The sequence below is a fragment of the Candidatus Nitrotoga sp. M5 genome, assembly GCF_927904885.1.
In the GTDB taxonomy this organism is placed as follows: domain Bacteria; phylum Pseudomonadota; class Gammaproteobacteria; order Burkholderiales; family Gallionellaceae; genus Nitrotoga.
The window spans coordinates 21,079-45,279 of record NZ_CAKMNW010000078.1 but is presented as its reverse complement, the minus strand read 5'-3'; the positions used below and the strand labels follow the sequence as shown (position 1 = coordinate 45,279).

The window sequence follows — 24,201 nt, the reverse complement described above, 5'->3', positions numbered from 1 at the left end:
GCACCTTGATATCAGCTATTGTGCAATTTATTCATGAACCATTTCGGCTGATTGGTTTATTTATTTTGATTTAAGTTTATCGATTAGGAGTTATGTGAAGTGATTGGAATTTTATTGATAACCCACAATGGACTTGGTGACAGCATGGTGGATTGCGTTCGGCATGTCATTGGGGATGCGCCGCCCAACCTGAAGGTATTGTCAATTCTGGCTGATGACGACCCACACCGTAAAGAAGAGGAAGGGCGGGCGCTTATGGCGCAATTGGACACGGGGAAGGGGGTGTTGGTGTTATCAGACCTGATTGGCGCAACCCCGAGTAATATCGGGCGACGGCTGTTTCAGTCTGGCCAAGCAGTAGGTGTGGCTGGAGTAAACCTGCCGATGCTGCTGCGCGCAGTTTGCAATAGCCACAAGCCGCTAGCCGAAGTTGCTCAAAAGGCGCTGGAAGTCGGGCGCGAATGTATAGTTTTAATGGATACTGACGAGGGATGTGATGTTGAATCAAGATGTGCTAATCATTAACAAGCTTGGGCTACATGCACGCGCCTCGTCCAAGCTGACTAAGCTTGCATCACAATTTGCCTGCGAGATATGGATGTCACGTGCAGGTAAGCGTGTGAATGCAAAAAGCATTATGGGTGTAATGATGCTGGCCGCTTCTAAAGGTAGCACCATTAACATCGAAACCAGCGGTGAAAATGAAAGAGAGGCGATGGATGCAATCGTTGCCCTGATTAATGATTGTTTTGGAGAAGGCGAATGAGTTTTACCCTCCATGGGATTCCAGTCTCCAGTGGTATCGCCATCGGTTATGTTCATCTTATTTCGCACACGGTGCTGGAAGTTGTGCACTATGTGATGCCCAGGAATTTGGTGCATGAGGAAATTGCGCGCTTCGACGCTGCAATGGAAAGCACACGCCAGGAACTGGCCGAATTACGCAACTACCGTCCGCTGCATGCAGCTGCCGAGTTTGATGCTTTTCTTGATTTGCATTTGATGATTTTGGCTGATGAGCACATCGATCTGGCATCGCGCAAAATGATCGAGCATGAACAATGCAATGCAGAATGGGCGCTAAAAATACAGATGGACGCGCTGGTGGCTCAGTTCGAGGAATTCGACGATGCTTACCTGCGCGAACGCAAAACTGACGTAGTGCAGGTGGTGGAGCGCGTGCTTAATAAGCTTACCGGCCAGCCGGGCCATCAGCCGTCTGCCGTAGTGCCTGACATGAAAATGATTTTGGTAGCGCACGATATTAGTCCGGCTGACTTGATTCAACTCAAATCGCACCATTTTGCCGCTATTCTTACCGATTTAGGCGGTGCCACCTCGCACACTGCCATCATGGCGCGTGGCCTGAGTACGCCATGTGTGGTCGGTTTACATCGTGCGCGCCAGTTGATGCGTGAGAACGATCTGCTTATCGTGGATGGTGGCCAAGGTGTTGTCATTGTTAATCCGGATGAGCAAGTTCTTGTCGAATACAAGCTGCTTCAGAACCAATGGGAAGAAGCGCGAAACAAACTTAAGTGCCTTAAATCTACGCCTGCCGTCACACTAGACGGCACCACCATAGAGCTGCACGCAAATATTGAGCTTCCCAACGATTTGGCGGAGGTTTATGAAAATGGTGCCACTGGGATAGGTCTATTTCGCAGCGAATTTCTGTTCCTTAATCGTGACGTCTTGCCAGATGAGGAGGAGCAATTTGCTGCTTACCGCGCGGTGGCAGAAGGAATGGAAGGGCTGCCAGTGACTATTCGTACCTTCGATCTTGGCGCGGACAAACAGCTGAATGGTGCCCAGCGCGTTGCCAGCAACCCTGCACTGGGGCTGCGCGCCATCCGGTTGTGTTTGGCTGAACCGCAAATGTTTCTCACACAATTACGTGCATTGCTACGCGCTTCGAGCTACGGCAACGTGAAAATACTGATACCTATGCTTACCAGCGTGTCGGAGATTAATCAAACCCTGCAATTCATCGTCGATGCCAAGCAAAGCCTGGATAATGAAGGTATTCCCTATAATCGTGAAATACAAATTGGCGGCATGATAGAAATTCCTGCAGCTGCTTTGGTGCTCGATGTGTTTATCAAGAAACTGGATTTCCTCTCCATCGGGACCAATGATTTGATCCAGTATACGCTGGCAATCGACCGTACAGATGATGAGGTAGCACACCTGTATGATCCGTTACATCCCGCTATTTTGTACTTGCTGTCACACGTCATTAGTAGCGCCAATAAGGCTGGCATTCCGGTTTCAGTGTGCGGAGAAATGGCTGGAAAAGTCATCTTCACTCGTCTGCTGTTAGGCCTAGGTTTGCGTCAATTTTCTATGAATTCAGCGCAACTACTGCGCGTTAAGCAGTGTGTTCTTACCACAAGCCTGCCAGATATTGTAACGTTGAAGCAAAGGATATTGCGCGCTAAAGATCCGTTAAAAATACGTGAGTTGGTGGAAAAATTGAACATTGCTTAGTGAGCTGATAATAAATTATCAATTTTTTCAGCTCACAAGGGCGTGAGTACAAAACATGATGAATCGGTATGCTAAGTCGCGCAGATTGTGTCCGACTCTCAAAGCGTTACTCAGTGGTGTTTATGTCAAGCAAGTGTGAGCTGTTTCAGTATGCTTGGGTAAGAACATTATGCAAAGATACTAGAGCAACTTCTAAGCTTCAAGTTTCCAGGCAAGACGAGGTATAACCAAATAAATTGAGCGCGGCATACTAAGTTGATATGTAATCGGTTATTTTAGTTTGGTAACGCAGAATTGTGATGAAACAGGGAAAGCATGCAAGTTGAAAAGCGGCTGCTCGCAAAATTGGATATTTAGAAGTGTCCGCAATGTAACTACAATCTGATTTGGTCAGGAGTTTAGATATGTGCGAACTGCTCGGCATGAACTGCAATGTCCCCACTGATATTTGTTTTTCCTTCACCGGCTTCCGAAAACGGGGGGGAGAAACGAGTGAACATGCTGATGGTTGGGGCATTGCCTTTTTCGAGGGCAAGGGAGTGCGGATTTTTTTGGATCCAAAACCTTCAGCACAATCACCTGTCGCTGAACTGGTACGTAAGTATCCTATTCAATCCCTCAACGTCATCGCCCATATTCGTAAGGCAACGCAAGGCTTGGTGTCGTTGGAAAACACCCATCCTTTTGTGCGTGAGCTGTGGGGTCAGTACTGGGTTTTTGCGCACAACGGCAATCTACCGCAATTTCTGCCTGAGTTATATGGTGGTTTTGTTCCTGTGGGTAATACTGATAGTGAACGTATTTTTTGCTGGTTGCTGCAAAGTCTGAGAATTCGTTTTAATGACAAACCGCCATCGCGTGACTCTCTGTTTGCCGTATTGCATGAACTAACAGATCAGATTGCTGGTATGGGCATCTGTAATTATCTATTGTCTAACGGAGAATATCTGTTCGCGCACAGTTCAACCGAATTAAACTACCTTATCCGCCACAGTCCATTCAATGTGGCGCATTTAAAGGATGAGGATATGACAGTCGATTTCAGTCACGTGACTACGCCAAATGATCGTGTAGCCATTATCGCCACCGTACCGCTGACCGATAATGAGTCTTGGCAAGCTATGATACCGGGTACATTGTGGATGTTCCATAAGGGTGAAGTTGTCACACAACTTGCCACGACCCCCAGCCCGATAAAATCACTGGCTGAAGACTGGCGATCCAAGAATTTATCGAGCGATTAATCGAGAAAATTTTCCGGATCGTGGGCAAACATTCCGAATGCTTTTGCGACAGCGTGATGAGTAATTTTCCCATCCACGATATTGAGTCCTTTGCGCAACGCAGCGTCATCCTTAAGTGCCTGCTTCCAACCATTATTTGCTAATTGCAGTACATAAGGCAAAGTTGCATTGGTTAGAGCCAAGGTTGAGGTGCGAGGTACGGCGCCGGGCATGTTCGCAACGGCATAGTGAATGACACCCTCGACCACATAAATCGGGTTCTCGTGCGTAGTTGGATGGGTTGTTTCAATGCAGCCGCCTTGATCCACTGCAACATCCACTATCACCGAGCCTTGGTGCATGGTCTTGAGATCATCATAGCGTATTAGTTTGGGCGCAATGGCTCCGGGGATTAACACCCCACCGATAACAAGATCGGCGGTGGCAATCTGTTCCAGCAGATTGTGTCGATTAGAAAAAACCAACTGTACGTTAGCGGGCATGATATCGCTAAGATAGCGTAGCCGCTCCAATGAAAGGTCAAGGATGGTGACACTTGCGCCCAGGCCTGCTGCCATTTTGGCGGCATTCATGCCCACTACGCCGCCGCCGAGAATGACAACATGTGCGGGCGGCACACCAGGTACTCCACCTAGCAGAACGCCCCTTCCACCATATATCTTTTCGAGATATTTGGCCCCTTCGTTTACGGCCATGCGTCCGGCGACTTCAGACATTGGTGTAAGCAGTGGTAATTCGCGTGATGGCAATTCAATTGTTTCGTAAGCGATGCAAGTTGCACCAGATTCCAGGTGTGCTTGGGTTAGTTTTTTATCAGCTGCAAAATGGAAATAGGTGAACAGTGTTTGGCCAGGCTTGATGCGTCGCCATTCTGCTTCAATCGGCTCTTTAACTTTAACAATCAGATCAGCATTCGCCCATATTGTGTCGGCATCGGGGACGATACATGCGCCTACAGCAAGATACTGTTCGTCACTGAAATCACTACCTGAGCCTGCGCCTGTCTCGATCAGCACAGAATGCCCCGCCGCAGTCAGGGATTCTGCGCCGGAGGGAGCCAGTGCGACACGGCTTTCGTTCGCTTTTATTTCTTTAGGAATGCCGATCTTCATATGATTCGTTGTGGGTAACCCTTGGATAAGCAAAAGACGAAAAAAAATAAAAAAGCCAGCAACAATCCGTTCGTCCAGGGCTTGTCGAAATGTGAACAGGCTTCCGTTTTTGTGGAAGGGTGAAAGTTAATTCTCCACTTATTTTTTCATATAAAAAAATATATGTTCCCAAGTGCTTACTGAGATTTTTTGTTGAGAGGCTCTTTTTTTGAATTTACCGGTTTTTTCACTTTGGATGAGATGTTTCGTTCTGGAGGTCGTTTATTGATGTTGTTCAACTCTTCTTTTAGTTTGGCGACGTATTCTTTGCGTTGCATGATGCGCTCATCCCAGCGGCGTACAGCTACATCACGCTCTTTGATGGCGATTTCGACCTCCGCTTGGGCTTGGGCAATCAATTTCTCCTTTTCTTTTAGCGTCACTTCAATGCTTGGCATCTTGCCTGTGCGCTGCGATGCCATACTTTTTGTAAGCTGGCTGGTGAAGTTGCTTTGCAGTTTGAGCGCTTGTTCCAGTGTTTTGATGTCCACGTTGTACACTCCTAAATTTTGACGTTGAAATTGGTGATGGGCAGGGGAGTGACGGTGCCGATGTTGATGTATTCCCCAGTGGTTATGTTGCCCATGAGTACGGTTTTAGAACTGTTGGCCAACGATATGGAATTGACTTTGCCATCGGCCTTGATCTGATTGCCCATAGCGATCAAGTGTCCTCCCCATAGGCGCACACTTGCACCTTGGTCATTGGCTTCGGCACTAAGATGGTCGCAAATATTGTTGCTGAAGGTTACTTTCTCGAAACGGAAGTCGATCGTGTCGTTTAATGCAATAGTCATAAATTCCACCAGCTGAGTTCGGCCCGGTCCACTGAAGTGATTGTCACTCACTTGCGCGCTGCCAAACATGTAGGTGATCGTGTTTCGGCCAGTTCTGTAGTGCATGGCAAGCGGGCCGATCAGCAACAGTGCGCGGTGTTCGTTGAGTACATCTAGCTTGGTGGGCTGGGTGTAACCGACGCGGTTACCGCTGATCTGGCAGGCGGGCATCCAGCCGCCAATGCCGATGGCATTGTCAGTGGTGATTTGGCTGCTGTCGGCGGAGATGCCAGTGTCGATCACCTCGCAGCCTTCAATGCGTAGATATGCACCGGAAGGCGTCAACACCTCATCAGAAAACACGCCTATACCTAACGAAAATTTGGTGGCATAGCCGCAGTTGAGGACCCTGTTTTCGAGCAGTGCAGCCGCGCCACGCACGAACATCGCCATGCCTAAAAGAAAGCAAGATTGCAGAAAATTGCCACTGACTTTTAGGTCGGTTTCCTGTATGGCGGTGATGCCGGTGCCCACCTGATTGATGCGATTGCCCACTATACTGTTGCGTTCGCCCTTACTGAGATGCACGGCAAAGAACACTTCGTGCAGGTCGTTATTGTCGATCCGGCTATCAATACAATCATCCACCAGTACGCCGAACCATCCAGTATCACCGCCATCCGTGTGATTGCCGACTATGACTGGGCTGTTAATGCGTGAGACGACTATGCCTGATTGTGGCCCTAGCAACTGATTGTCGCGTACTACGGCGTGGTCGGCACTCAAGCCGGTTTCCGCATCAGCGTGGCAATAGATACCCGCAGGTACCATCAGTTGGCGCTCCTGGATGGACGCCTCCAGAAGGTTGGCGGCGATGGTTGCATGCACTCCGTTAATTCGGATGCCGCCCCATGCGGTAGAGAGCAAGTCGATCTGGTTGCCGCGCACTTCGCATTGAGCTGCCTCTATCTCAATGGCGTAGAGACGAGTGTCCAGATAATTGCGAATTTGTGCGGCACCGGATGGAAAGTTATCTTGCGTGACACCGGCGCTACGGCTGATGCGATTGCCAGATATGAGCGAACCTGCGGCGTTATGGAGAAGAGAGATACCGACCCAGAAGTTACGGATGCGGTTATTCTCGATGCGGCAGGCCTGGGTGTGATTGGTGTCTATCCGTATGCCGTATTGGCCATTGGAACCATCGGCCTTTTGATCGAGGAATACGCCAGTGGCTCCTGCAATGGCATTGTCGGCGATGTGCAGACCACCCTGATAATCCTGGCTTAAAATGCCGACGGTAAAGTTGTCCAGACGATTGGCAATCAGGTCAATATCGGTACCGCTGCTCAAATTGATACCGACGTAGGGTGGAGTTGTTTTATTATCAGGAGAGGCAGCGACGGCAAGCGTACAGTGCTGCACTCGTACCCGCGTGCAGTGGTCCAGATAAAGCAACGCGCCGATATCGTCAGCAGCGGCGGTCGCCTCGAAGTGTATGCCTTCTACGATAATATTGCTGACCGGAGAGCTGGCGTCGCCGATTTGCAAAGTTTTGGTCAGCCCTGCCGCACGCACGATGGAGCCAGGACTCTCTCCGCGCAGGATGATGTGTGACGAAAATAGCTTAATAGTGGCACTAATGTTGTGCACGCCCGTTTTCAGACACACGCAACCACCTTCGTCCGGCAGCGAGTCGATCGCAGTCTGGATATTTTCGCCAGGACTGACATTTACTGTGCAACAGCCACCACCGCATTCGGGTGGCCATTTCACGCGGCAATCTGTTTCGTTGTTAGGGAATGTGACGATGGCCAGCCGCGCATAATGGCGATGGATGCCACGTGGCGGTGCTTGGGTGTAGGTTTCTACCGAGGTGTCATTGGTGCGTGCAGCGGATACCCAATAGTCCCCACAGTGGAATCCGCCGCCTGAAGGGTCGAGACTGAATTGAATTTGAATTCCGTTTTCCAACACCACCCAGACGCCCGCAGCAGGAACCGGAATCAAACCGGTGCTGCTCGCTGCGTTGAGATTGACGATGATATTGTTGCTGGCATCGCGTACTGTGCCCTTTTGGTCCCAGCGCCGCACACGAGTGTGACGGGAGTTCAAGGTGTCGAGGCCGCCGCCGGGAATGAGGTTTGCCGGCAACGCGGGTGAAAAGCTGATCGTTTGCTTGGCGTCGTCGACACTGATCTTGCGCATAACGCCGCGGCGCAGCGCGGGATCGCCGTTTTCACCACTGAGTTCGCGCCGGTCGTCGAGTATTTCTACCCAATCACCGGTATTGAAGCGCAACACAGCATCGCGGCCCAGGCTGGCCAATTTAAGTTCAGTGCTGGTCGCGGTCTGAGAGATAATTTCTACCACATTGCTCGCTACACTAGCATTGTCTCGCGACCATTTGAATGTTGCTGCGCCCACGGCGCCACCGTCGTGAATTTCGACGCGGTAGAGTTGATTCTCCAGACCTCGATAACCGCCGCTGGGTGGCAATTCGCATGGGTCGAGCTCGGGTGGCACACCCTCCGCCTTGATGGACATGCGTCCGCCGGAGGGACGGGTGAGTGCTTGCCAGCCCGCTACCGCGGCATCGGGTGTGGAGCAGTCGGCACCGATGACATTGGCCAGCATACGAACTTGCCAAACAGTTTGCAGATGTGTGGTGGTATCCACGCCCACGGCGCTTTCCACTAACTCAGGGTGCTGCAGATAAGTGATCTCGCGCTGCCAAGATTCAAGATAGGCAAGGTGTGGTCCACCGCCAGGCAGGGCTGGTGGCGCGGGGAAATAGGGCTGCAAGTTGTACGCCAGTGCCGTTTTCCCCCTCAGTTCGGCGAGCACCGGATCAAATTCCGTGGCCCCGCCGCCGTGATTTTCTGCCAGCAGTCCATCCACATACATGCGGCCGCGGCCAATGGTGATATTTCCACCAGCGGCCTCGATCTTGAAGGCATTCGGCGTCTGCGGCGAGACTACCGCCACGCCCGTGATGCCCGGTGTTACTTGCACGCCGAATGTATCTACGCTCTCGGCGCGCACGCGCCTGTCTAACACCGCTACCCATTCATTCCAATCCGAGTCCAGTTGCACGCGTCCTTGCTGCATCAACACACCGGACAAATCGATGCGGGGATCGAATCGAACTCGGCTGTAATCTCCACTCATGACTTTCTCCTTATTATGGCGGCAAGGCCGCCTTTAGCTTCCGTAGATCAATCCCGCTTCCAGGCCAAAGCGCAAATACTCTTCCAACCGCACGTGCAAATTAGTTTCGCGTTGCGGCTGATATAAACCATGCAGCACGCCCATCTCGCTCTCGTCATGCGCTCCACGGCGTATCTTGTCTGAAGTGCTCTGTAGCAATTGGCAATAGCCGGGATCACCGTAACGCAGCGAGGTGAATTGCGGCCATATTTGCGGCTCTTCACCTTCTGGTTGGCAGTGGTAGCGTGCTGGTGTATGCGAGCCGGGCGGTATATAGGAAAAACGCACGCAGCCTTGCTGGCGGCGTTCGGCCCACAGTGGAGCCTTCCACGGGTCACTACCGTTGGTTAGTGCGGCGACAAAGAGACAGTCGCTCGCCAGTGTTAATTGGCGGGTATGAACTTTACCGATTACGGTGCAGCTTTCCAGCGTAAGTTCAGCACCTTCTGCTAGCGAATTGGCACCGGGGCCACGGAAGGCGACCAAGCTTTGCGCGGTTGCGTCAACGATACATTCGCGTAATGAGACTTTGGCATCGGCGGCGATATGCACTGGTGCGGTAATGCAGCGTTCTAGCTCTACCTTGGCGAAGGCATGATTTACCACCAATCCTGGATCGTCTGCTTGCGGCGGTGAGCCATCGCCTTTGTTGCGCGGACCGGGTACCAAAGTGCAATCGCGCAGTATGAGATAGCGCGGTTTAGTGTCGGGAAAGGCCGCCATCATGAGTGTGCCGCCGTTAATCACCCAGCCGTCCAGGATTAAGGTGGCTTCGGCACCGAGCGTGAGCGTGATGTCGCTGCTTGCTGCCAAAAGTGGGCGAACGCCATTGATCGCGCGGAGTACAACTGTTTTTCCGGCATTCACGGTGATGGACGGTGTCTCCACATAACGGCGGCTGTCGAGCACTTTCACCGTGCCGCCGTTCTGTACCGCGTTGAGTGCTGGTTGCAGTGCCGTGCCACCCTGGACGGATTGTAATGGCGTGACAGGAACGGCAGGATCGCCGCGCTCGTATTCGCCACCACCGATGGCGATGGTGTATCCATAATGAAAATTCACAAGTGGTGTAGCAGCTGGCGCGTCGGCGAAGGCTATGCGACCCAATATCGGGTCGATGGCCGCCAGTCCGGAGCCGGCAATCGGCTGGTGCGCCCAGGCGATGACATTACCGCCGCCGTCCTTGATGTCGCTGAGATCGCAGATGCGGATATTGTTGCGTGTAATCAATTGCGGTGGATTGCCGTCCAACTCCAGCCACAGGCTTTTGCCGGGACCGTAGTAGTCATCGAGATGGGCTTTGAGCCAACGGCGTGCGAGCGGCATAGGCACGTTACGCGGTTCGGCCAGATGACTAATTTCCTCTTCCGTTTCCGGCGTGTTGTAAAGCGCCATGTCAACGCCCAGCGGATTAAAGCGGAAGCGCAGTCCACCACCAATATCTGAATCGACTACGGCCTGCGATCGGGTTAGCGGAAATGCACGTACCCGCCACAGATAAAGGCCAATGTTGGGAATGTTGTGACGTGCGGCACCAGTGCTGATGCGCCGCACGTCCACGGTGTGAGCGATTGTGTCGAAGGCGGTGTCGCGCCAGTGAAGTCTTTCCCGGTTTCGCAGATCCGGCGCGTAGTGTGCATGAGTACGCAGATGATTCATATTCTGCGTCCAGCCTAGCAGCTGAAAAAACTCCACTGCCCGCGTCGGCCAGCCGGTGACATCGTGCGCCAGTTGCTCGAGCATGGATGCCGTGCCCTTGCGGCGACGATAACGGATGGTGTTGGCTACGTCAGCACGCGGTGACGCTACATTGGGTGCTACACCGTGCAGGGTGCGATAGCCGATAAGATCACCGATATAAGGCGCCACCCACGGCGCGCAGGTTTCGATGAATTGATCATCATAGAGTTGTTCGAGATTTTCCTCCATGGCAGCCACCTGCTCTGCGATGACGGCGAGCAGCTCGCGCAAGGGGTAGCCCTGCTCCGCATCGCGAATGCGGTGGATGGCAGGCAGCAGTTCATAGAGACGGTCGGCGGTCGTGGTCACGGCATCTCCTCCAGATAATCTAATGGGCCGGTGTCGAGCAACAATACCTCGGCGGCGATGCCATTACCCTGTGCATCGATCATCGCTGCAGCCGGCGTCAGTCTCGATTTTAGTGCGATGGCGGTGCCGCGATAGAAACGATCCAGGTCTACGCCTAGCACGCCGGTAACCTGCTGCGCCACCGCGATAACCTCGGAGCGAGAGACTGCCTGGCCGAAGTCGCGTGCATCAAAAGAAAAGGCGGCGCGCAGTGCGGTATCTACGTCGGCCAATACCTTTTCTCTCTCGTGATCTGGGTCGTATTTGATGCGCAGGGCAAGACGGAAGGTCACCTCGTTGTACGCCTTCGTTTCGCAGTGCACTAGCGGATCACCGTTTTGTTTGAGAGTGTTGAGCAATTTTACAAGTGTCGAATCAGGTGGTTGAATGCCGTCATCGCCGGCGACGGTGATGAATATTGTGCGTCCCGCACGAGTGTTGAGCACGGAGGCTTTGGCCTTGGCGATGCCAGTAAATGCAAGCGCGTAATCTTCATAATCCTGTACCGATACCACACGACCGAGTGTGCGCACGCCTAGCGGCATGTTGCGCCGGGCGTGGGTTGCACTGTCCGCATTCGCACCGCCCGCGGCAGGCAGCGGGTTGCTCACTGCTTTCAAGCCCAATGGACGCGAGAGCAGTTGCGAAAGCTGGCCAGCTTGCAGGTTACCCGATGTACCGATGCCCTTGCGATAAACAGCACGCAGGTTATCCTGACCAGTGGGCAGGCGTGCGCCGTGGTGGCCATCGCCGAACTGAATGGTTCCCGCACCGTCTTCTTCCACATGCAGCACGTAGGAGCGGTCATCGGCCTTGGCGTTATAGAGGGTGGACGTCTCATGCCAGCGAATATCGTTGACCCGTACCTCCAATGCTGATTCGGCGCCGCTCTCGTTCTCGGCGCCAACGAAGGTGAGCGGTGTGTGTTTGAGGGTGTAGCGTTGATGGGAAAGTCGCGCCGCACCACTGCCAATTATTTGATGCACGCTCTCGCCATGGGTGGCCAAAGCCACGTTGCCATAAACCACCACTGTGTCGCGTTTTAGTGACCACGGCAGGGGAGGCGTAATCACCAGCGTGCCGCCGTCGATAGCTTGTGCTGCCGGTGTGGCCGATACCAGTATGGCGAGGTGTACGGCATCTCCTGCACCGTCTGTGCGGTTGCCGAAAACAAGCACGTGGCGACCGGCCTGCAAGTCATCAACAGATGCGGCAACCGTGATTTCGTTACCTGAAACTGACGTGGTTAATGGCGCACGCGCGCGTTGTAATTCCTCGCTGGCAGCTAGAACAGTCGTTTCGCGCACTGCATTGGCAAACAAGGTCAGATTTTGTCCTTGCAGCGTAAGGTAGGTCGATTTTCCGGAGATCGCGAATTCTGTTCGTGATGAGTGTGTTACGCGACTGACGTGGAAAAGCTGTATAGAGTCGGGCTTGGATAGCAGGGCGTAACTGCCGGACACGATGCCGCTGAATTCGCGTTCCAGACTGATGGTGTCGATGGAATGTCCGCCGAGTACCCGCGCCGACCGACCCTCGCGCAGCGCCAGAGTTTGCGGTGTCAATGTCTGAGTCAGCCGTTGCACCCCTCGTGTGGCGGCAAGATGCAGTCTCTGTATGCCCTTGACGATAGGCCCCGGATGGTCGTCGATGAACTTGGTCAATAGTTGGATGGATGCCAGCGCTTTGCCTGCTACGATAGGATCGTGGCTCGTGTCAGCGCCCGCAGGAAGTGTTTCCTTAAGTTGCAGGGCCAGCTGCTCGGCCAGCTGTTTCGAATCGCCTAGCAAGTCTTCAGGTGATTGCACGTCTTCAGTGTCCGCCAGCAGGAGCAACAGCAGCCCCGCTGCACGCGGATCGGACAGGGCCATCGCGGTAATAAAATCAGGCAGGAAATCCTGAGCTTCATTGATGGCGCTATCGACGGCATCGCACACACTGTGCACCGTGGCGTAGGGCAGCTGGGGCCGCAGGCTTAACTCTATCATTAGTCGTGCCAAGGCTGCTGCTGCGGCACTGTCAGCAATGGCCGTTTCCAGTAAATGTCGTTGCGAGTACCACAGCTGTTTGGTGGCGTCTGATACCGCCTTGATTTCGCCGTCGAGTGTTGCACTGAAACCCGTCGTTTTACTTTTTGCAAGCGTTAGTGCGTCGTTCAATGAGCTCACGCCAGTGGTGTAAATTGCATCATAATTGACGGATTGCAAACTGGGCCCGGCGGGCAAATGGAGCTCGCTTAAACGTGTTGAGTCGAATAAATCAAGACCTGGTTCGCTGACCAGCCCAATGATTCCTGCCATACTGGTTTGCGTCTCTTGTGCCCATGATTCTATGTTGCCGGTAAACGTGCCGACCAGTTCCCGCAGCGGTTTCATAGCGCCTTCAAAAATCTGGCCTACCGCCTCCGGCAATTTGTTGGTCATATCCAACAAAGCGCTGCCCAGATGGACAGGCAAGGTGGTAATGCGCTGCACCAGTGCACCGGCAGAGCCGACAATCGCACCGGCTGCAGTGGCGCTCTCTCGTGCCATGGACTGAGCAGAAGCCTGCATTGTTTCGCTCAACACCTTGGCTGCTTCCAAGGCGGTAATATATGCCGTGGCATTCAGTCCCGCGCTGTTGTCTGGCGCAAAGATTTCAAATTGTGGCCATTGCACACGCTGCTCCTGCGTGAGCTGGTCAGGACGAGTCAGGCCCAGATAAGTGGCCTTGAATTCGTCGCTCATCGTGGACCAATCGGCGGCGTTGTAGCCGAAGATGGATGCGCGTTCGCGCAGCGCGTAAATGGTCGCCAGATCCGCGGGCTCGATGGAGCTTAATGGCAGATGCCAGGCCACGCGGGTGCGTGCATGCTTGTCGTCAGACTCGACCTCCGTCAGCACGCGTGCGTCCCAACTATTGGAGCTGTTGTTCGCCGCGAATTGCAGCCCCGCAAAGATCAGCACATCGCCCGGCTTTAATCGAGTCGATGTGCCGGAGAGCCATATTTCGCGCATACCATTGCGAGGTGCGTAATCCATGTCGGTCAGTGCCGGCATGGCATTCCAAGCAGGCCGTGCCTCTATGCGCTCGATCGTTTCGAAGATCTGTGGTTTCTCGTCGGGACCAGGAATACTTTGCACTTTGATGCCGATGTCCAGTGTAATTTTTTCCGGTACGCCGCTAGCCTGCTTGGGATCGTTACTCACGATTTGTGGAGGCTGTTCTTGCAGCGTGAAGGCGAGGTAGGTCTCCGCGGCAACGCCGGGTTTGAGGCGATACCCGATCAGCCGTGCCAGTTCGTTCAACGACAGACGCTCGCCTGCTGTGCGCAAATAGGATTCATTGGCGAGACGTTCCTGGTAGAAACTCAATACGTCGGCCATACAGGCATAGGCATCCAGTAGTGCGATGGAAAAATCATCGCTGTCGCGGGTGCGCAGTTTCGCCAGTGCGGGATATTTCTGCGATGACAGTCGTGCCTGCAAGCTGGCCAGCACCTCGCTGTGTGTGCCGATGCGGTAGGCAATGGCCGTAAGCCCCGGGCGATTGTAGAGTCGTGCCGGAGACTGGGCGCTTACACCCGCGCAACAACCGCATGCGTCTTGCGATGTATTTTCTTCGCCGCTCATTTGCCGCCTCCTATTGAGAGCTTCAACACACCCCGTTCGGGGAAGTTGGGATCGTTGTCCAGCCGTGCGATCTCCAAGCGTCCGACTGTCAGCACACCGTCATCCATGGGCTTGGGATCAGGCGGTGCACGTAGACGCTGGAAGGTGTTGATCACCACTGAGTCTACGCCTTGAACTGACTGTGCTGCTTCATACAGCGTGCTGAGATAAACCGCCTGGCCGAAGCTGAAATTGTCGGGATGGAACAGAGCAGGCGTGCCGTCGGTCAGCCAGCCGCGGCTGAATACGCGCATAAGCGCAACGCGTACATCGGCGCGGAAATAATCAGGCTTGACGCATACTTTCATGTCCAGTAACAGGGGAATATAAGTTGGGCCATTCACCTCTAGATCATACCCGGCCATGCGATAGCGCTCGACGTGTTCGCGGATGGTTTGCTCATAGACTGCATCCACCTCGCCGCCGCCCTTGCGATCTACGGTAAGAAACACCGTATACCAACTGCCGGTCCAGCGGAATGTGGCGGCGGCGCGTTGCACGCTGGGGTGGCGTTCGGTAACTTCGGCATAATCTGCTGGGGTGACTGCACGCTCCTGGGTACGAAAAGCTTCCGGCGCATCGCGCCTGATGTCCTCGGCTTTTTCAGGGTCGCTGCCGCCTTGCGCCGGTAGTGGATTTGATGCGCGCAACAACCGAGCATCGTTGCTGACGATGTGTGCGATGGATTCCAGACCGATATTACCGGCCACGCCATTGCCGATGCGATAGCTTGCGTTAAATGTGGTGCTGACGTCGGGGCGCTTGCCATGATAATCGTCGCCAAAACGCAGTAAAGCGCTGCCGTCGTGTTCACTTTCCACCACGAATTTGCTCGCCTCGGCATTGCTGGCGAGCAAATCGGGGAGTGGCAACCAAGTGTCTGGCGTGCCCTGGAAAGTACTGGAGAGAGTGATGGCGGGGCGGGCACGCTGTGGTTCAACGGCGGTGATCAATGTGGCGGCTTCGGCCAGCGGCGATACCTGCACTTGGCCGCTATCCAGCCGCAAGCGATAGGCGCTTATTCCGTCAGATAACGACCACATTCCATCTCCACCTTGCACTTTCACTGTCCCCGCTTGCAGCAAAACGCCCTGCGCCTGCAAGGCATCGTGCAGCGCAGGTGTAAAGCTGCGTGTTTGCAACGCGGTGACGATGGCTGCTGTCGCGGTAAAGCTGAACAGCAGAGCGGCTGTGAGCGGCAATGCATGTGTGAGTGGACGCTCTGCAAGTCGCGGTCGGAAACGAGGTGCCACGGCCTGTAAGGGCGGACGTTTGCAATTCAAGACGTCATTTTTGGATGTAAGGATAAGTTGCGAATCGGACACAGCGCCCAAATCTTCGCCAGTCAGGGTGCGGCCATGGTCAGCTAGCACAATGTTGCCGTAGGCCGCACTCACTTCACCGAGATAAGTTGCGCCGTGATCCAGATCAGAAATGGTAGACAGGCATAATGGAAATGGTAGCGCGTCCTGTTCAACCCAACGAATTTCTGTGACATCCAGCGGATTATTATTGGGTACTGGCAGAAATAAACCCCCACTGAGGTCGCTATCCAAACGCACGTCGGCTAGACGCACCGCCCAGCGATGTGCGCGGTCTGCATCTGCAGCATGTCCAGTTCGAGGTCCAAGCTCTTCTGCGAATACCAGCACGTCACCCGCCTTAAGATTGGGATAGTGTCCGTTGAGTGTCGCGCGTGTCGAGCCCTTAGGCAGACAGCATTCGCGCTCGCCCCAGGAATAGAAACTGATGCGTTCGTGATTCAGATAGAGCGGGGTATCTTCCACCGTTTCGAATACCAGCGCACCGTTTGTCAAAGCATCGCGCAGTTGGTCGCCGGATGGGGGAATGCGTTCGGGCGTATTGGGTACGCGCGTGAGCAACGGTGTGCCGCGTGGAATATTAACACCATCTTCATTGGCGAATAGTTGCACCCATACGCGGGCATTGCAGCCCTCGTGCACCCTATAATCCACCAGCCGCGCATGGCGGCGTAGTGAAATGCGCTTGCGCGCAGTAGCGAGATAAGCTTCGGTGGCCACGGCGTCTTGTTGATAGGAAAGTTGATCGCCCACATAGGCCAGAATTTCCACCAAGGTCACGCCGATATCGGCGGCGTTGCGGCTGTTCCAGTCCGGCATGAGCACGCTCATGCGATCCAGCATCAGCCGGCGGAAGCTGGCGTAATCCTTGGCGAGGTAATCGAGGCGCGGGTTCGTCACCGGTGGAGTGGGGCATGTGGTAACGCTGGCGCAATCAAAATCCGATTCGCACTGCACCTTGAATGAAAACGGGATTTCGCTCAGGCGAGGATCGAAACCAGCCGGCGGCGTATCGCTACCGATACCGCTCAGAAGGCGTAGCGTATACAACGAAAAATCACCGTAAATCTTGGTGCGGATCACCATGAATTTGTCGAGAGGCATGAGTCCGTCTACTAAGCTGGGCGGCTCGCTGGCCGGCAGTGCATTGGCGATCGCAACCCACGCGATGTCCACGCTTTTGATGCGTTCGCCACCGTCGATGTAAAAATTGTTTTTGTCTAGAGAGGCCGGCACTTCACGCAGAAACTTCAGGAACAGTGTGAGCTGGCGTGTAGGGTCGCCGGGTATACCGCTATCATGCACCTCCAGATATTCCAAGCCGTTGAGGGTGCCGTTTAACTTCACTACTTCGCGGCGGCGCTGGTCGCAGCAGTAGTATTTCATGATCCGCCTCCCGGCACGTTGATTTGCGCCATGCCGCGAGTTTGCGTGCGGCGCTCTACATATTGCACGGTGATGAGCAATGCTCCGTCCTGCGCCTGAACGTCGACGGTGTCAACGGTAATGACATCGCTCAGCCATTGCTGCAAAGCGCCTTGAATCAGAAACTGTGTGGTCGCCGCCACTTCAGGGCTGGCGGCGGCGAACACCAATTGCATCACGCCGCAACCAAAGGAGGGGCGCATTACGCGTTCGCCCGGCGCAGTGAGTAACACCTGTTCGATGAGATCGCGAATGGCGCCGGTCTCGTCCGATTGCGCGGTGTGGCCACGGCCGTCGAATTGGAATGGATAGTCGATCTGGCGCATAAATACCTCTAAAAAATTCAGAGTTCGCCCAAATACAAGGCGCAGAAATTTTTTTCAGCGACGCATATTGAGTGATATGTAAGTAAGAAATTTTTTTCGTGCATTCGCTTCGCGACTTGCCTGTATACCCCGTTACTACAATGCAGTAATTGGGATGCAGCATGAATTTTTAGAGGTACGTTCATGTCGCGAGTACCCTGGATTGAACGACTAGCGGCAACAGGCCGGTACCAGTAGGTACGCACACCGCCTGCCCCGTTTGTATCAACACTGGCGCCCCGCCAGCCAGCACCCGTACTGCGCCTACCATCCACTGCGCAGTGACGCATGGCGGGTTGGGCGTGCCGGTGAGAGCACATCCGGTAATCGCATAGGGCGTAGCCAGTGTGGTCACCGGCTGGCCGCTTAGCAGCACGCGCGGAAATGGTGTGAGCGGTGTCGCTGGCCCTGCGTGCATGCAGGTTACCGTGGCGCCAAGATGAAGGACGGGTGTGGGCATGGTGTCGTTTTCCTTATATCACCGTGAGTGCGCCGAGATTGATGTCCACCGTTGGCCCGGTGAGATTGATTACTGCTCCCTTGCCGTTGGAGATCATGATGCCGACGTCGGTTACCGAAATCATGGCACCGGTGGTGGTCTGCAATTGTATGCCACCGGTTGGACCGGGTACGTCGCTGATAATCAGACCATTCTTGAGTGGGGTCTGCAGTGTGATGCCAGGCACTGCGGGCGGCACCGTGTGTGACAGCACCGGCAGCTCTGCAGCGCTGCCCCAAAAGCAGCCGACCCATATCGGATAATCCGGATTGCCTTGCTCGAATTCTACCCACACGCCGCTGCCGATCATAGGCAACGCAAACATGCCCATATTGATCCCGGCCAGTGGCACACAGGGCATTGCCCAAGTTGCGGGAACCAGACCCGCAACATCGGGAACTTGTACCTGCAGCCGACCCAGCTGCATAGGGTCTACATTATTGAGTACCATGCCGCGGTACTTGCCATAAAAATTGCCGCTGTCGCTCATACTGGAACCCTCGGTGTGATTGAAACCAGACCGTTGCGCGTCAGGTTGAAACTTTGTTTGAACTCGCCGCGCTTGAGAGTGCTGGTGACACTGTTTACAAAATAAAGGCCGTCGTAGGCGTTACCTGCGCCGCGCACGCCGACCAGTTGCCTGGCTTTCAGTGGTCGACCATAGCGCAGCACATTAATGCTGCCATTGGCACTGACTGAATCCTGAGACTTCTTTGCTTCATTGAGCCCTTTTGAAATCGCCTGCATCGGGTTCATCTTTGCGGTGTCTTTCAGTATCTTGAGATTGCTGATCGGTGTGGAAAGCAATCCCAGAGGGGGTTGAAGTGGGTTAATGTCAGGGATGGGAATGGGAATAGGAGCGCGCGTGAGTTGGTTCTGGATGAACACGACCGGCAGCACGCCTTTCGTTGGATCGAACGAGAAACTCATGTTTTCGACGTTGGTTAACGCATCCATGTCCACATTGAGTGCTGGTTGCGGTACGCCCACTTTGATCTCAGGTCCGAAATAGGCGATGTTGGTACCCGCTACCGGTCCAGGCTCGATATAAAAAATGTAGCCGACCTCTTCAGCGAGCTGCTGGATGTATTGAAGGTCGGTGCCCCTTTGGGCGGGAATCTTGTCCACCGGGATGGGAATATCGGGAAACAATACCGGAATAACCAGCGGAATCAGACCAAAGGCTGCATATTTGGCGCAAATCAGCGCCACGCGCGCCTCAATTGGCATTGCAGGATAAGGTAGGCCGCTGAAATCGAGCATGTTCATGACCTTGGTAAGATCCTCCCCAGTGACGGTCACTGTGCCCGGAGAGCCATTGCTTCCCGCCTGTACTTCTACATTCGTCATCACCCCGTCAAATAGCGGCTGAGGAGTACCATTGAGGGTAATGGTCAGCATGACGCGCAGCGGCGGTGTGGCAGGGCCGCTGTTCATTGCACCGGCGATAATAAAAAACGTGTTCAGCTCCGACTTGCTGCTGAACTGTAAGCTCATCTGAAAGCCGCTCGCCGAACCTGCCGCAGTTGTGACCTGCACGCTGTCGAGCGCATTCATTACCATTTGTGGTACCGGCACCGGCACGATGGGGCCGATCATCAGCGTGAGATGTATCCCCTTAGCCAGCATCGCTTACTCCCTGAACGCCTTCTGGCAAGGTGATGCGTAGGCGCTTGCCCGCCGTCTCCGTCAATTCGTTCGGACGTATGGCGCCATTGGCATCGCAGATGCGCCAGTACTGCGATGGATCGCCAATATAATTCGCGGCAAGATTGTCCAGCCGGTCGCCCGCAGTGACCATGTGCTCCTGCAATTGTGAGAAATTCTCGGGTGGCGGCAAGAAACGGCGTTTCAAATAGGCGACGACTGTGCCGTCAGGTTGAGTGGATTGCACCGCCGCGATGCCGTGATAGCGGCTTTCCGGCGGAAACAGGGGGGTGACGAGCGAGTTCGCCTGCATGAAAGCCTGGATCGGATCTATCATCAAATACCTCCTATTCCTAGCGTAGAGAAAGTTCCTGCCTGGACTTTAGTCGCAAGCCGTTCTTTGTTTTGCAAATAGCTCATGAACAAACTGCCGCCCTTGTGAGCGAAGCCGAGATCGTCTACGTTCAGCACCCTGAGACCAATATTTACCTTGGCGACAATTGGATTCAAGAACGGGTCGAAGGCTTCCTCAGTAACACTGAAATCCGTAATTCGTACCGGCACAATTCGATTTTTCCCCCACACAAAAAGGGCCAGTGGCGCCTCCATCGGCGCGATTTCAAGCATACCGGACTGTGACATTGCATTGAGATCGAGAAGCTGACCGCTGGTCGGGTTGACCAGCGATTCCAGCACAGATACTTGTGGTTGGATGCCGTTTTCCACCACGGAACGATGCTGATCTGGAAACTCCAGTTGATCCGCCGCGTCGATATCCGCCTCAAGCTTGAAAGTCTCAACCGCTGGGCCTTTGAAGCGCATGGCTTCTGAGCGGTTTCCACCCTCGCCGCCGGCACCCTGCACTTGCAAAGTGCGCGTCAATTTTTCCGGGTTGTACTGCAGCGAAATAATGCGCAGCACCCGACCCGATTCGGCATCGATTAGCACAATGCCGCCTTTGAGAACTTTTGGGGAATTTGAATAGCCGCTCATTGTATTGGGTACCTGTTGGTTAATTCAGCATGTGGTTGGTTGATTGTTTTTTAGCCATCGTCATTACAAGCTTTCCCTGATTTCAATTACAGTATTTGTCAATCAAGTCAGATCTTATTGATTTCCCAAAGCGACCAACCCAATCAATGCAAACAGAACATCGACTATATATTTAGTTTCGTAACTGACAAAGCTCTCAATTTTCTTTAGTAGGGTGCGTTCCACGCACCATTTTATTTCTCTCCTGGTTCACCGAAATTGCCAAATTCTTGTACATTTGTTACACCCGCCCAACCCATTTCATAAACACCCTGCCGAACATACCGATGAAACGTCGAATGCGGCCAAGCCACTACTTTTTCTACCATCCCATGTTTCACTGGGTTGTAGTGCAGGTAATTCATATGTCTTTCGTAATCCATTTCGTCACGAATTTGATGCTCCCAAAAGCGCCGCTGCCATAGGGTTGATTCTTTTCTATTGTGTTTTGATGGGCTCATCCACCCATCATGTTTCAATTCCGGGCCACATTGTTTGGTGACATATCGTTTTATCATCGCCCAACGGATGCCAAAATCAGCATCATCTAGTGGCAGTGTCCACAAACAATGAAGATGATCAGGGAGCAACACCCATGCATCTATAGTGAATGGGTGTGTGGATTGCGTAGCCATAATCCCTGCACGTATTGCATTACGAACCTTTTCATCACATAAAAACCTTTGCCGTCTGTAAGTCACCACGGTAAAAAAATAAGTGCCGCCTTTGGTATTTGCTCTCCGATAATTTGACATTAGATAAAAGTATTGTGTGTTTTACGTATCAACACCAAGCCAGTTGTTTTTATTAATGTTCGTAACAATTCCATCATTTATCATAATTACCGTTGTTTGGTGCATGGAATGCACCCTACCTGGCTGCGTGGCTACCTGGCTAGCTGTTGATGTTCTTATTTGGTTACTTTTTTCAGCGTGGTTAACATAAGCTTTTCCTCATCTATCGCTCCCTGCGCTATTGCGTATTGTTCGTTATCATGGGTGGATTATATTTCGCTAAACCGTCCTATGCAGGCTTTCCATTCATCCTGCCAGTGCTGACATAGGATCACAGGCATCGCCAATCAACTCGACCAGTTCATCAACTGTAAGAATCCCGCTGCGCTTCATACATACCTCGCCATCACGGAGCAACACCCATAGCGGACTTTGCTCATCGTCCTCTATATCGGGACACCAAGCGCTGAATTCCTCCGAATCATCGAAGGGGCGTAGTCCAAGATTGAGTTTTCCACCAAAGCGTTTGGCCACATCAAGAGCAGTTTGGATGGCTAAGTTATCTGGCGTGCTCCAGACGGCGAAGGCCATAACCAGCCAGTTACCCTTGTTGAGCTCGGGTTCCCGCGCAGAAGGAGCCACACCCAACGCATGAGAATAGGGTGGCTCGTCCGTTAAAGTAATACTCGGATATCCATCTTGATCACGGGTGACTTTAAAAGTCATGATTACGGTCCTGGAACGACAATCGTCGTTTGTACGGTTTCTACTCCATTGGTGGTATGTACTTTTTTGACGGTGCCTCCCGTCGCTTTGGCGACTTTGTCGTGGTAACTCTCTTCACTTATCGGATTGATAAGCACGATGGTGCCACCAGGGGCGATGATGCGGGCAATCTCTTCGGCGAGCCCCTGTATTCGAATGGGACCATTTTCGGAAGTGACCAAATCCGCAGCATGGTCGGCGATCGGCAGCCTGGCGTCCTTGGAGGAAAATCTGCGGTAAATCAAATTGGGCACGCGCGAGTTGTGGATGCCGGTGGTGCTGGTGCGTTCGGCCATGCCGATGTTGATCGCCCCTTTGAAGTAACCCTCGCCGAAGAGGTCTACGTGATACTTGGCCGTAGTGGGAACGTTTTTGGCATGGATACTATCACCCTGATCTTTACCACTGCCTACCGCCCACTCTGTATAGGTGCCTTTAGCTGCATCAGGATACTTGTGTTGCGCGAGTAATTTATCGCTTGCTATCCATAGTTGTTCAGCAGACGCATAAAACCGCCGGTAATCATCCAGATTGCGCCGTGTCAGCTTGGCACCCTGTGGGGCCAGCGTTTTGCCTATGCTCGTCAGCCAATTCTTTACTTCGCTACGCGATGCCCAGACCAGTTTCAGATTCGGTTGAGTCGGTTTTACTTTGGCTTGCCGGTACAAAGCCCAGGATTTGTTGATGCTCGAGCTGGGGTCCAGCCAATGTTCGCCCGACTCCAGCGAGGACAGTGCTTCGTCAACAAATGCTCCGAGAACAAATGTCCGCTCCTTAGGCCCAAAGCCGGCAAAGCCCGTGTTCTCGATCTGTAGCCAGAGGCCGTCAAGTTTTTTCTCAACGACGTTAACCTCTTTACCCGGTTCCAGGACACTTGGACAGTTTGTTATATCTAATTTTTTACCGAACGTCCGGCAGACTTTGGCTTCGGTCTGTCCTGATTGTTTACGAAGCTTTTCGCGCTTGGAGTCAGACTTGATCTCATCTTGCGAGAGTATTTTCCATTTCTTGGGTGGTGCCGGCTGTCGCTGCACGATACTGCCATCGGCGCGAGGTTGAGCCTTGTTCAAAGAGAGTACATGCGAGTCACTGGCATCCCCTCGCTGTTGCACGACATGAGAATTAGTGGAAAGACCACTATTTTCATTGCTTTGACCAACACGAATCCTGTCTAAACCTGATTGCTGAACCACATGTGTCAACTCATGGGCAAGTAGCCGCTTCCCCTCGTGCGATCCCGGCACAAACCGATCTGCTCCGAACACAATATTGTTTCCCACAGTGTAAGCATGGGCGTTTACGTCCCGCGCTGATTGTTCAGCGGCCAGGCCGGTATGCACGCGCACCTGCGAAAAATCGTGGCCGAAGCGTTGCCCCATGTCCTGCTGTAATGCCGGATCAAGCGGGCTGCCAGAAGCAGAAAGCACGTGATCCACGATGGGTGGTGCGATATCTAAATTCCCCGCCGCGTGACCCGTAAAGCGCTGTATGCTCGGCATTGCGCTGCTGACTGTGGAATGTGCGGGTGCTGCCAATACCTGATCCGCGACCCGGTCCGCTTCCTGCTCCAGCGGATCATTGCTTGCGCCTATGCGGAGTTTTTTTTGCAAACGGTTTTTATTGCATTCCCCGCATTCACTACTAAATGACGATGTCGCCGGCTTGCCGCACGAGCACTTGCGCTGCAATAGCAATCCCGCGTGAGACGAATTGCTCACTAGCGGAGATTTGGCAGCAGTGTTCTTTAGTGGTGCAGCGGTGCTCATTCCTTCATCTCTTTGTTGGTGATGATTTAACTGATCGT

At 53.4% G+C, this 24,201-nt stretch carries 19 protein-coding genes; 4 read left to right on the top strand and 15 right to left on the bottom strand.

All coding sequences use genetic code 11. The annotated features are described in order from the left end of the window. Window positions 1-99: 99 nt before the first annotated feature. The 4 genes from MJ770_RS14020 (at window position 100) to MJ770_RS14005 (ending at window position 3,734) form a co-directional block, all read left to right on the top strand. Complete coding sequence (locus tag MJ770_RS14020) at window positions 100-525, top strand: PTS sugar transporter subunit IIA (protein WP_239255620.1); 426 nt, start codon at window positions 100-102, stop codon at window positions 523-525. Beyond that, entirely contained in the window at window positions 497-766 is a 270-nt protein-coding gene (locus MJ770_RS14015; RefSeq protein ID WP_239255618.1) for an HPr family phosphocarrier protein, read from the top strand. Before MJ770_RS14020 ends, MJ770_RS14015 begins: the two co-directional genes overlap by 29 nt. Continuing rightward, on the top strand, window positions 763-2,490 hold the full coding sequence (gene ptsP, locus MJ770_RS14010; RefSeq protein ID WP_239255616.1) for a phosphoenolpyruvate--protein phosphotransferase: 1,728 nt from the start codon (window positions 763-765) through the stop codon (window positions 2,488-2,490). Before MJ770_RS14015 ends, ptsP begins: the two co-directional genes overlap by 4 nt. 404 nt (window positions 2,491-2,894) lie before the next feature. Further along, on the top strand, window positions 2,895-3,734 hold the full coding sequence (locus MJ770_RS14005) for a class II glutamine amidotransferase (protein ID WP_239255614.1): 840 nt from the start codon (window positions 2,895-2,897) through the stop codon (window positions 3,732-3,734). Here MJ770_RS14005 and ald read toward each other — a convergent pair. The 15 genes from ald to MJ770_RS13930 all read right to left on the bottom strand — a co-directional run bounded on the left by ald (window position 3,731) and on the right by MJ770_RS13930 (window position 24,163). Beyond that, window positions 3,731-4,846: an alanine dehydrogenase gene (gene ald, locus MJ770_RS14000; RefSeq protein ID WP_239255612.1), complete on the bottom strand. Its 1,116-nt coding sequence runs from the start codon at window positions 4,844-4,846 to the stop codon at window positions 3,731-3,733. The genes MJ770_RS14005 and ald overlap by 4 nt on opposite strands. 176 nt (window positions 4,847-5,022) lie before the next feature. Further along, entirely contained in the window at window positions 5,023-5,376 is a 354-nt protein-coding gene (locus MJ770_RS13995; protein ID WP_239255604.1) for a hypothetical protein, read from the bottom strand. Window positions 5,377-5,387: 11 nt separating this feature from the next. Further along, a complete protein-coding gene (locus tag MJ770_RS13990) occupies window positions 5,388-8,831 on the bottom strand; it encodes a DUF6519 domain-containing protein (protein WP_239255603.1) in 3,444 nt (1,147 codons plus the stop codon). A gap of 33 nt (window positions 8,832-8,864) precedes the next feature. Continuing rightward, window positions 8,865-10,919, bottom strand: coding sequence for a hypothetical protein (locus tag MJ770_RS13985; RefSeq protein ID WP_239255602.1), 2,055 nt, complete (start codon window positions 10,917-10,919; stop codon window positions 8,865-8,867). Further along, window positions 10,916-14,569: a putative baseplate assembly protein gene (locus MJ770_RS13980; protein WP_239255601.1), complete on the bottom strand. Its 3,654-nt coding sequence runs from the start codon at window positions 14,567-14,569 to the stop codon at window positions 10,916-10,918. Before MJ770_RS13980 ends, MJ770_RS13985 begins: the two co-directional genes overlap by 4 nt. Continuing rightward, complete coding sequence (locus MJ770_RS13975; RefSeq protein WP_239255599.1) at window positions 14,566-17,316, bottom strand: putative baseplate assembly protein; 2,751 nt, start codon at window positions 17,314-17,316, stop codon at window positions 14,566-14,568. Before MJ770_RS13975 ends, MJ770_RS13980 begins: the two co-directional genes overlap by 4 nt. Next, window positions 17,313-17,681: a GPW/gp25 family protein gene (locus tag MJ770_RS13970; protein ID WP_239255596.1), complete on the bottom strand. Its 369-nt coding sequence runs from the start codon at window positions 17,679-17,681 to the stop codon at window positions 17,313-17,315. Before MJ770_RS13970 ends, MJ770_RS13975 begins: the two co-directional genes overlap by 4 nt. A gap of 181 nt (window positions 17,682-17,862) precedes the next feature. Then, window positions 17,863-18,180, bottom strand: a complete 318-nt coding sequence (locus MJ770_RS13965; protein WP_239255590.1) for a hypothetical protein — start codon at window positions 18,178-18,180, stop codon at window positions 17,863-17,865. A 13-nt stretch (window positions 18,181-18,193) separates the two neighbouring features. Beyond that, on the bottom strand, window positions 18,194-18,709 hold the full coding sequence (locus MJ770_RS13960) for a phage baseplate assembly protein V (RefSeq protein ID WP_239255588.1): 516 nt from the start codon (window positions 18,707-18,709) through the stop codon (window positions 18,194-18,196). Then, window positions 18,706-19,848 carry a hypothetical protein gene (locus tag MJ770_RS13955; RefSeq protein ID WP_239255586.1) on the bottom strand — a complete coding sequence of 381 codons (1,143 nt, stop codon included), beginning with the start codon at window positions 19,846-19,848 and terminating at the stop codon, window positions 18,706-18,708. Before MJ770_RS13955 ends, MJ770_RS13960 begins: the two co-directional genes overlap by 4 nt. Continuing rightward, window positions 19,838-20,203 carry a LysM domain-containing protein gene (locus MJ770_RS13950; protein ID WP_239255584.1) on the bottom strand — a complete coding sequence of 122 codons (366 nt, stop codon included), beginning with the start codon at window positions 20,201-20,203 and terminating at the stop codon, window positions 19,838-19,840. Before MJ770_RS13950 ends, MJ770_RS13955 begins: the two co-directional genes overlap by 11 nt. After that, window positions 20,203-20,859 carry a hypothetical protein gene (locus MJ770_RS13945; protein WP_239255582.1) on the bottom strand — a complete coding sequence of 219 codons (657 nt, stop codon included), beginning with the start codon at window positions 20,857-20,859 and terminating at the stop codon, window positions 20,203-20,205. The genes MJ770_RS13950 and MJ770_RS13945 overlap by 1 nt, the downstream gene beginning before the upstream one ends. Before the next feature lie 233 nt (window positions 20,860-21,092). Further along, entirely contained in the window at window positions 21,093-21,653 is a 561-nt protein-coding gene (locus MJ770_RS13940) for an REP-associated tyrosine transposase (protein WP_320412237.1), read from the bottom strand. A gap of 285 nt (window positions 21,654-21,938) precedes the next feature. Beyond that, window positions 21,939-22,358 carry a hypothetical protein gene (locus MJ770_RS13935; protein ID WP_239255576.1) on the bottom strand — a complete coding sequence of 140 codons (420 nt, stop codon included), beginning with the start codon at window positions 22,356-22,358 and terminating at the stop codon, window positions 21,939-21,941. A gap of 2 nt (window positions 22,359-22,360) precedes the next feature. Beyond that, window positions 22,361-24,163 carry an eCIS core domain-containing protein gene (locus tag MJ770_RS13930; protein WP_239255573.1) on the bottom strand — a complete coding sequence of 601 codons (1,803 nt, stop codon included), beginning with the start codon at window positions 24,161-24,163 and terminating at the stop codon, window positions 22,361-22,363. Window positions 24,164-24,201 lie beyond the last annotated feature (38 nt).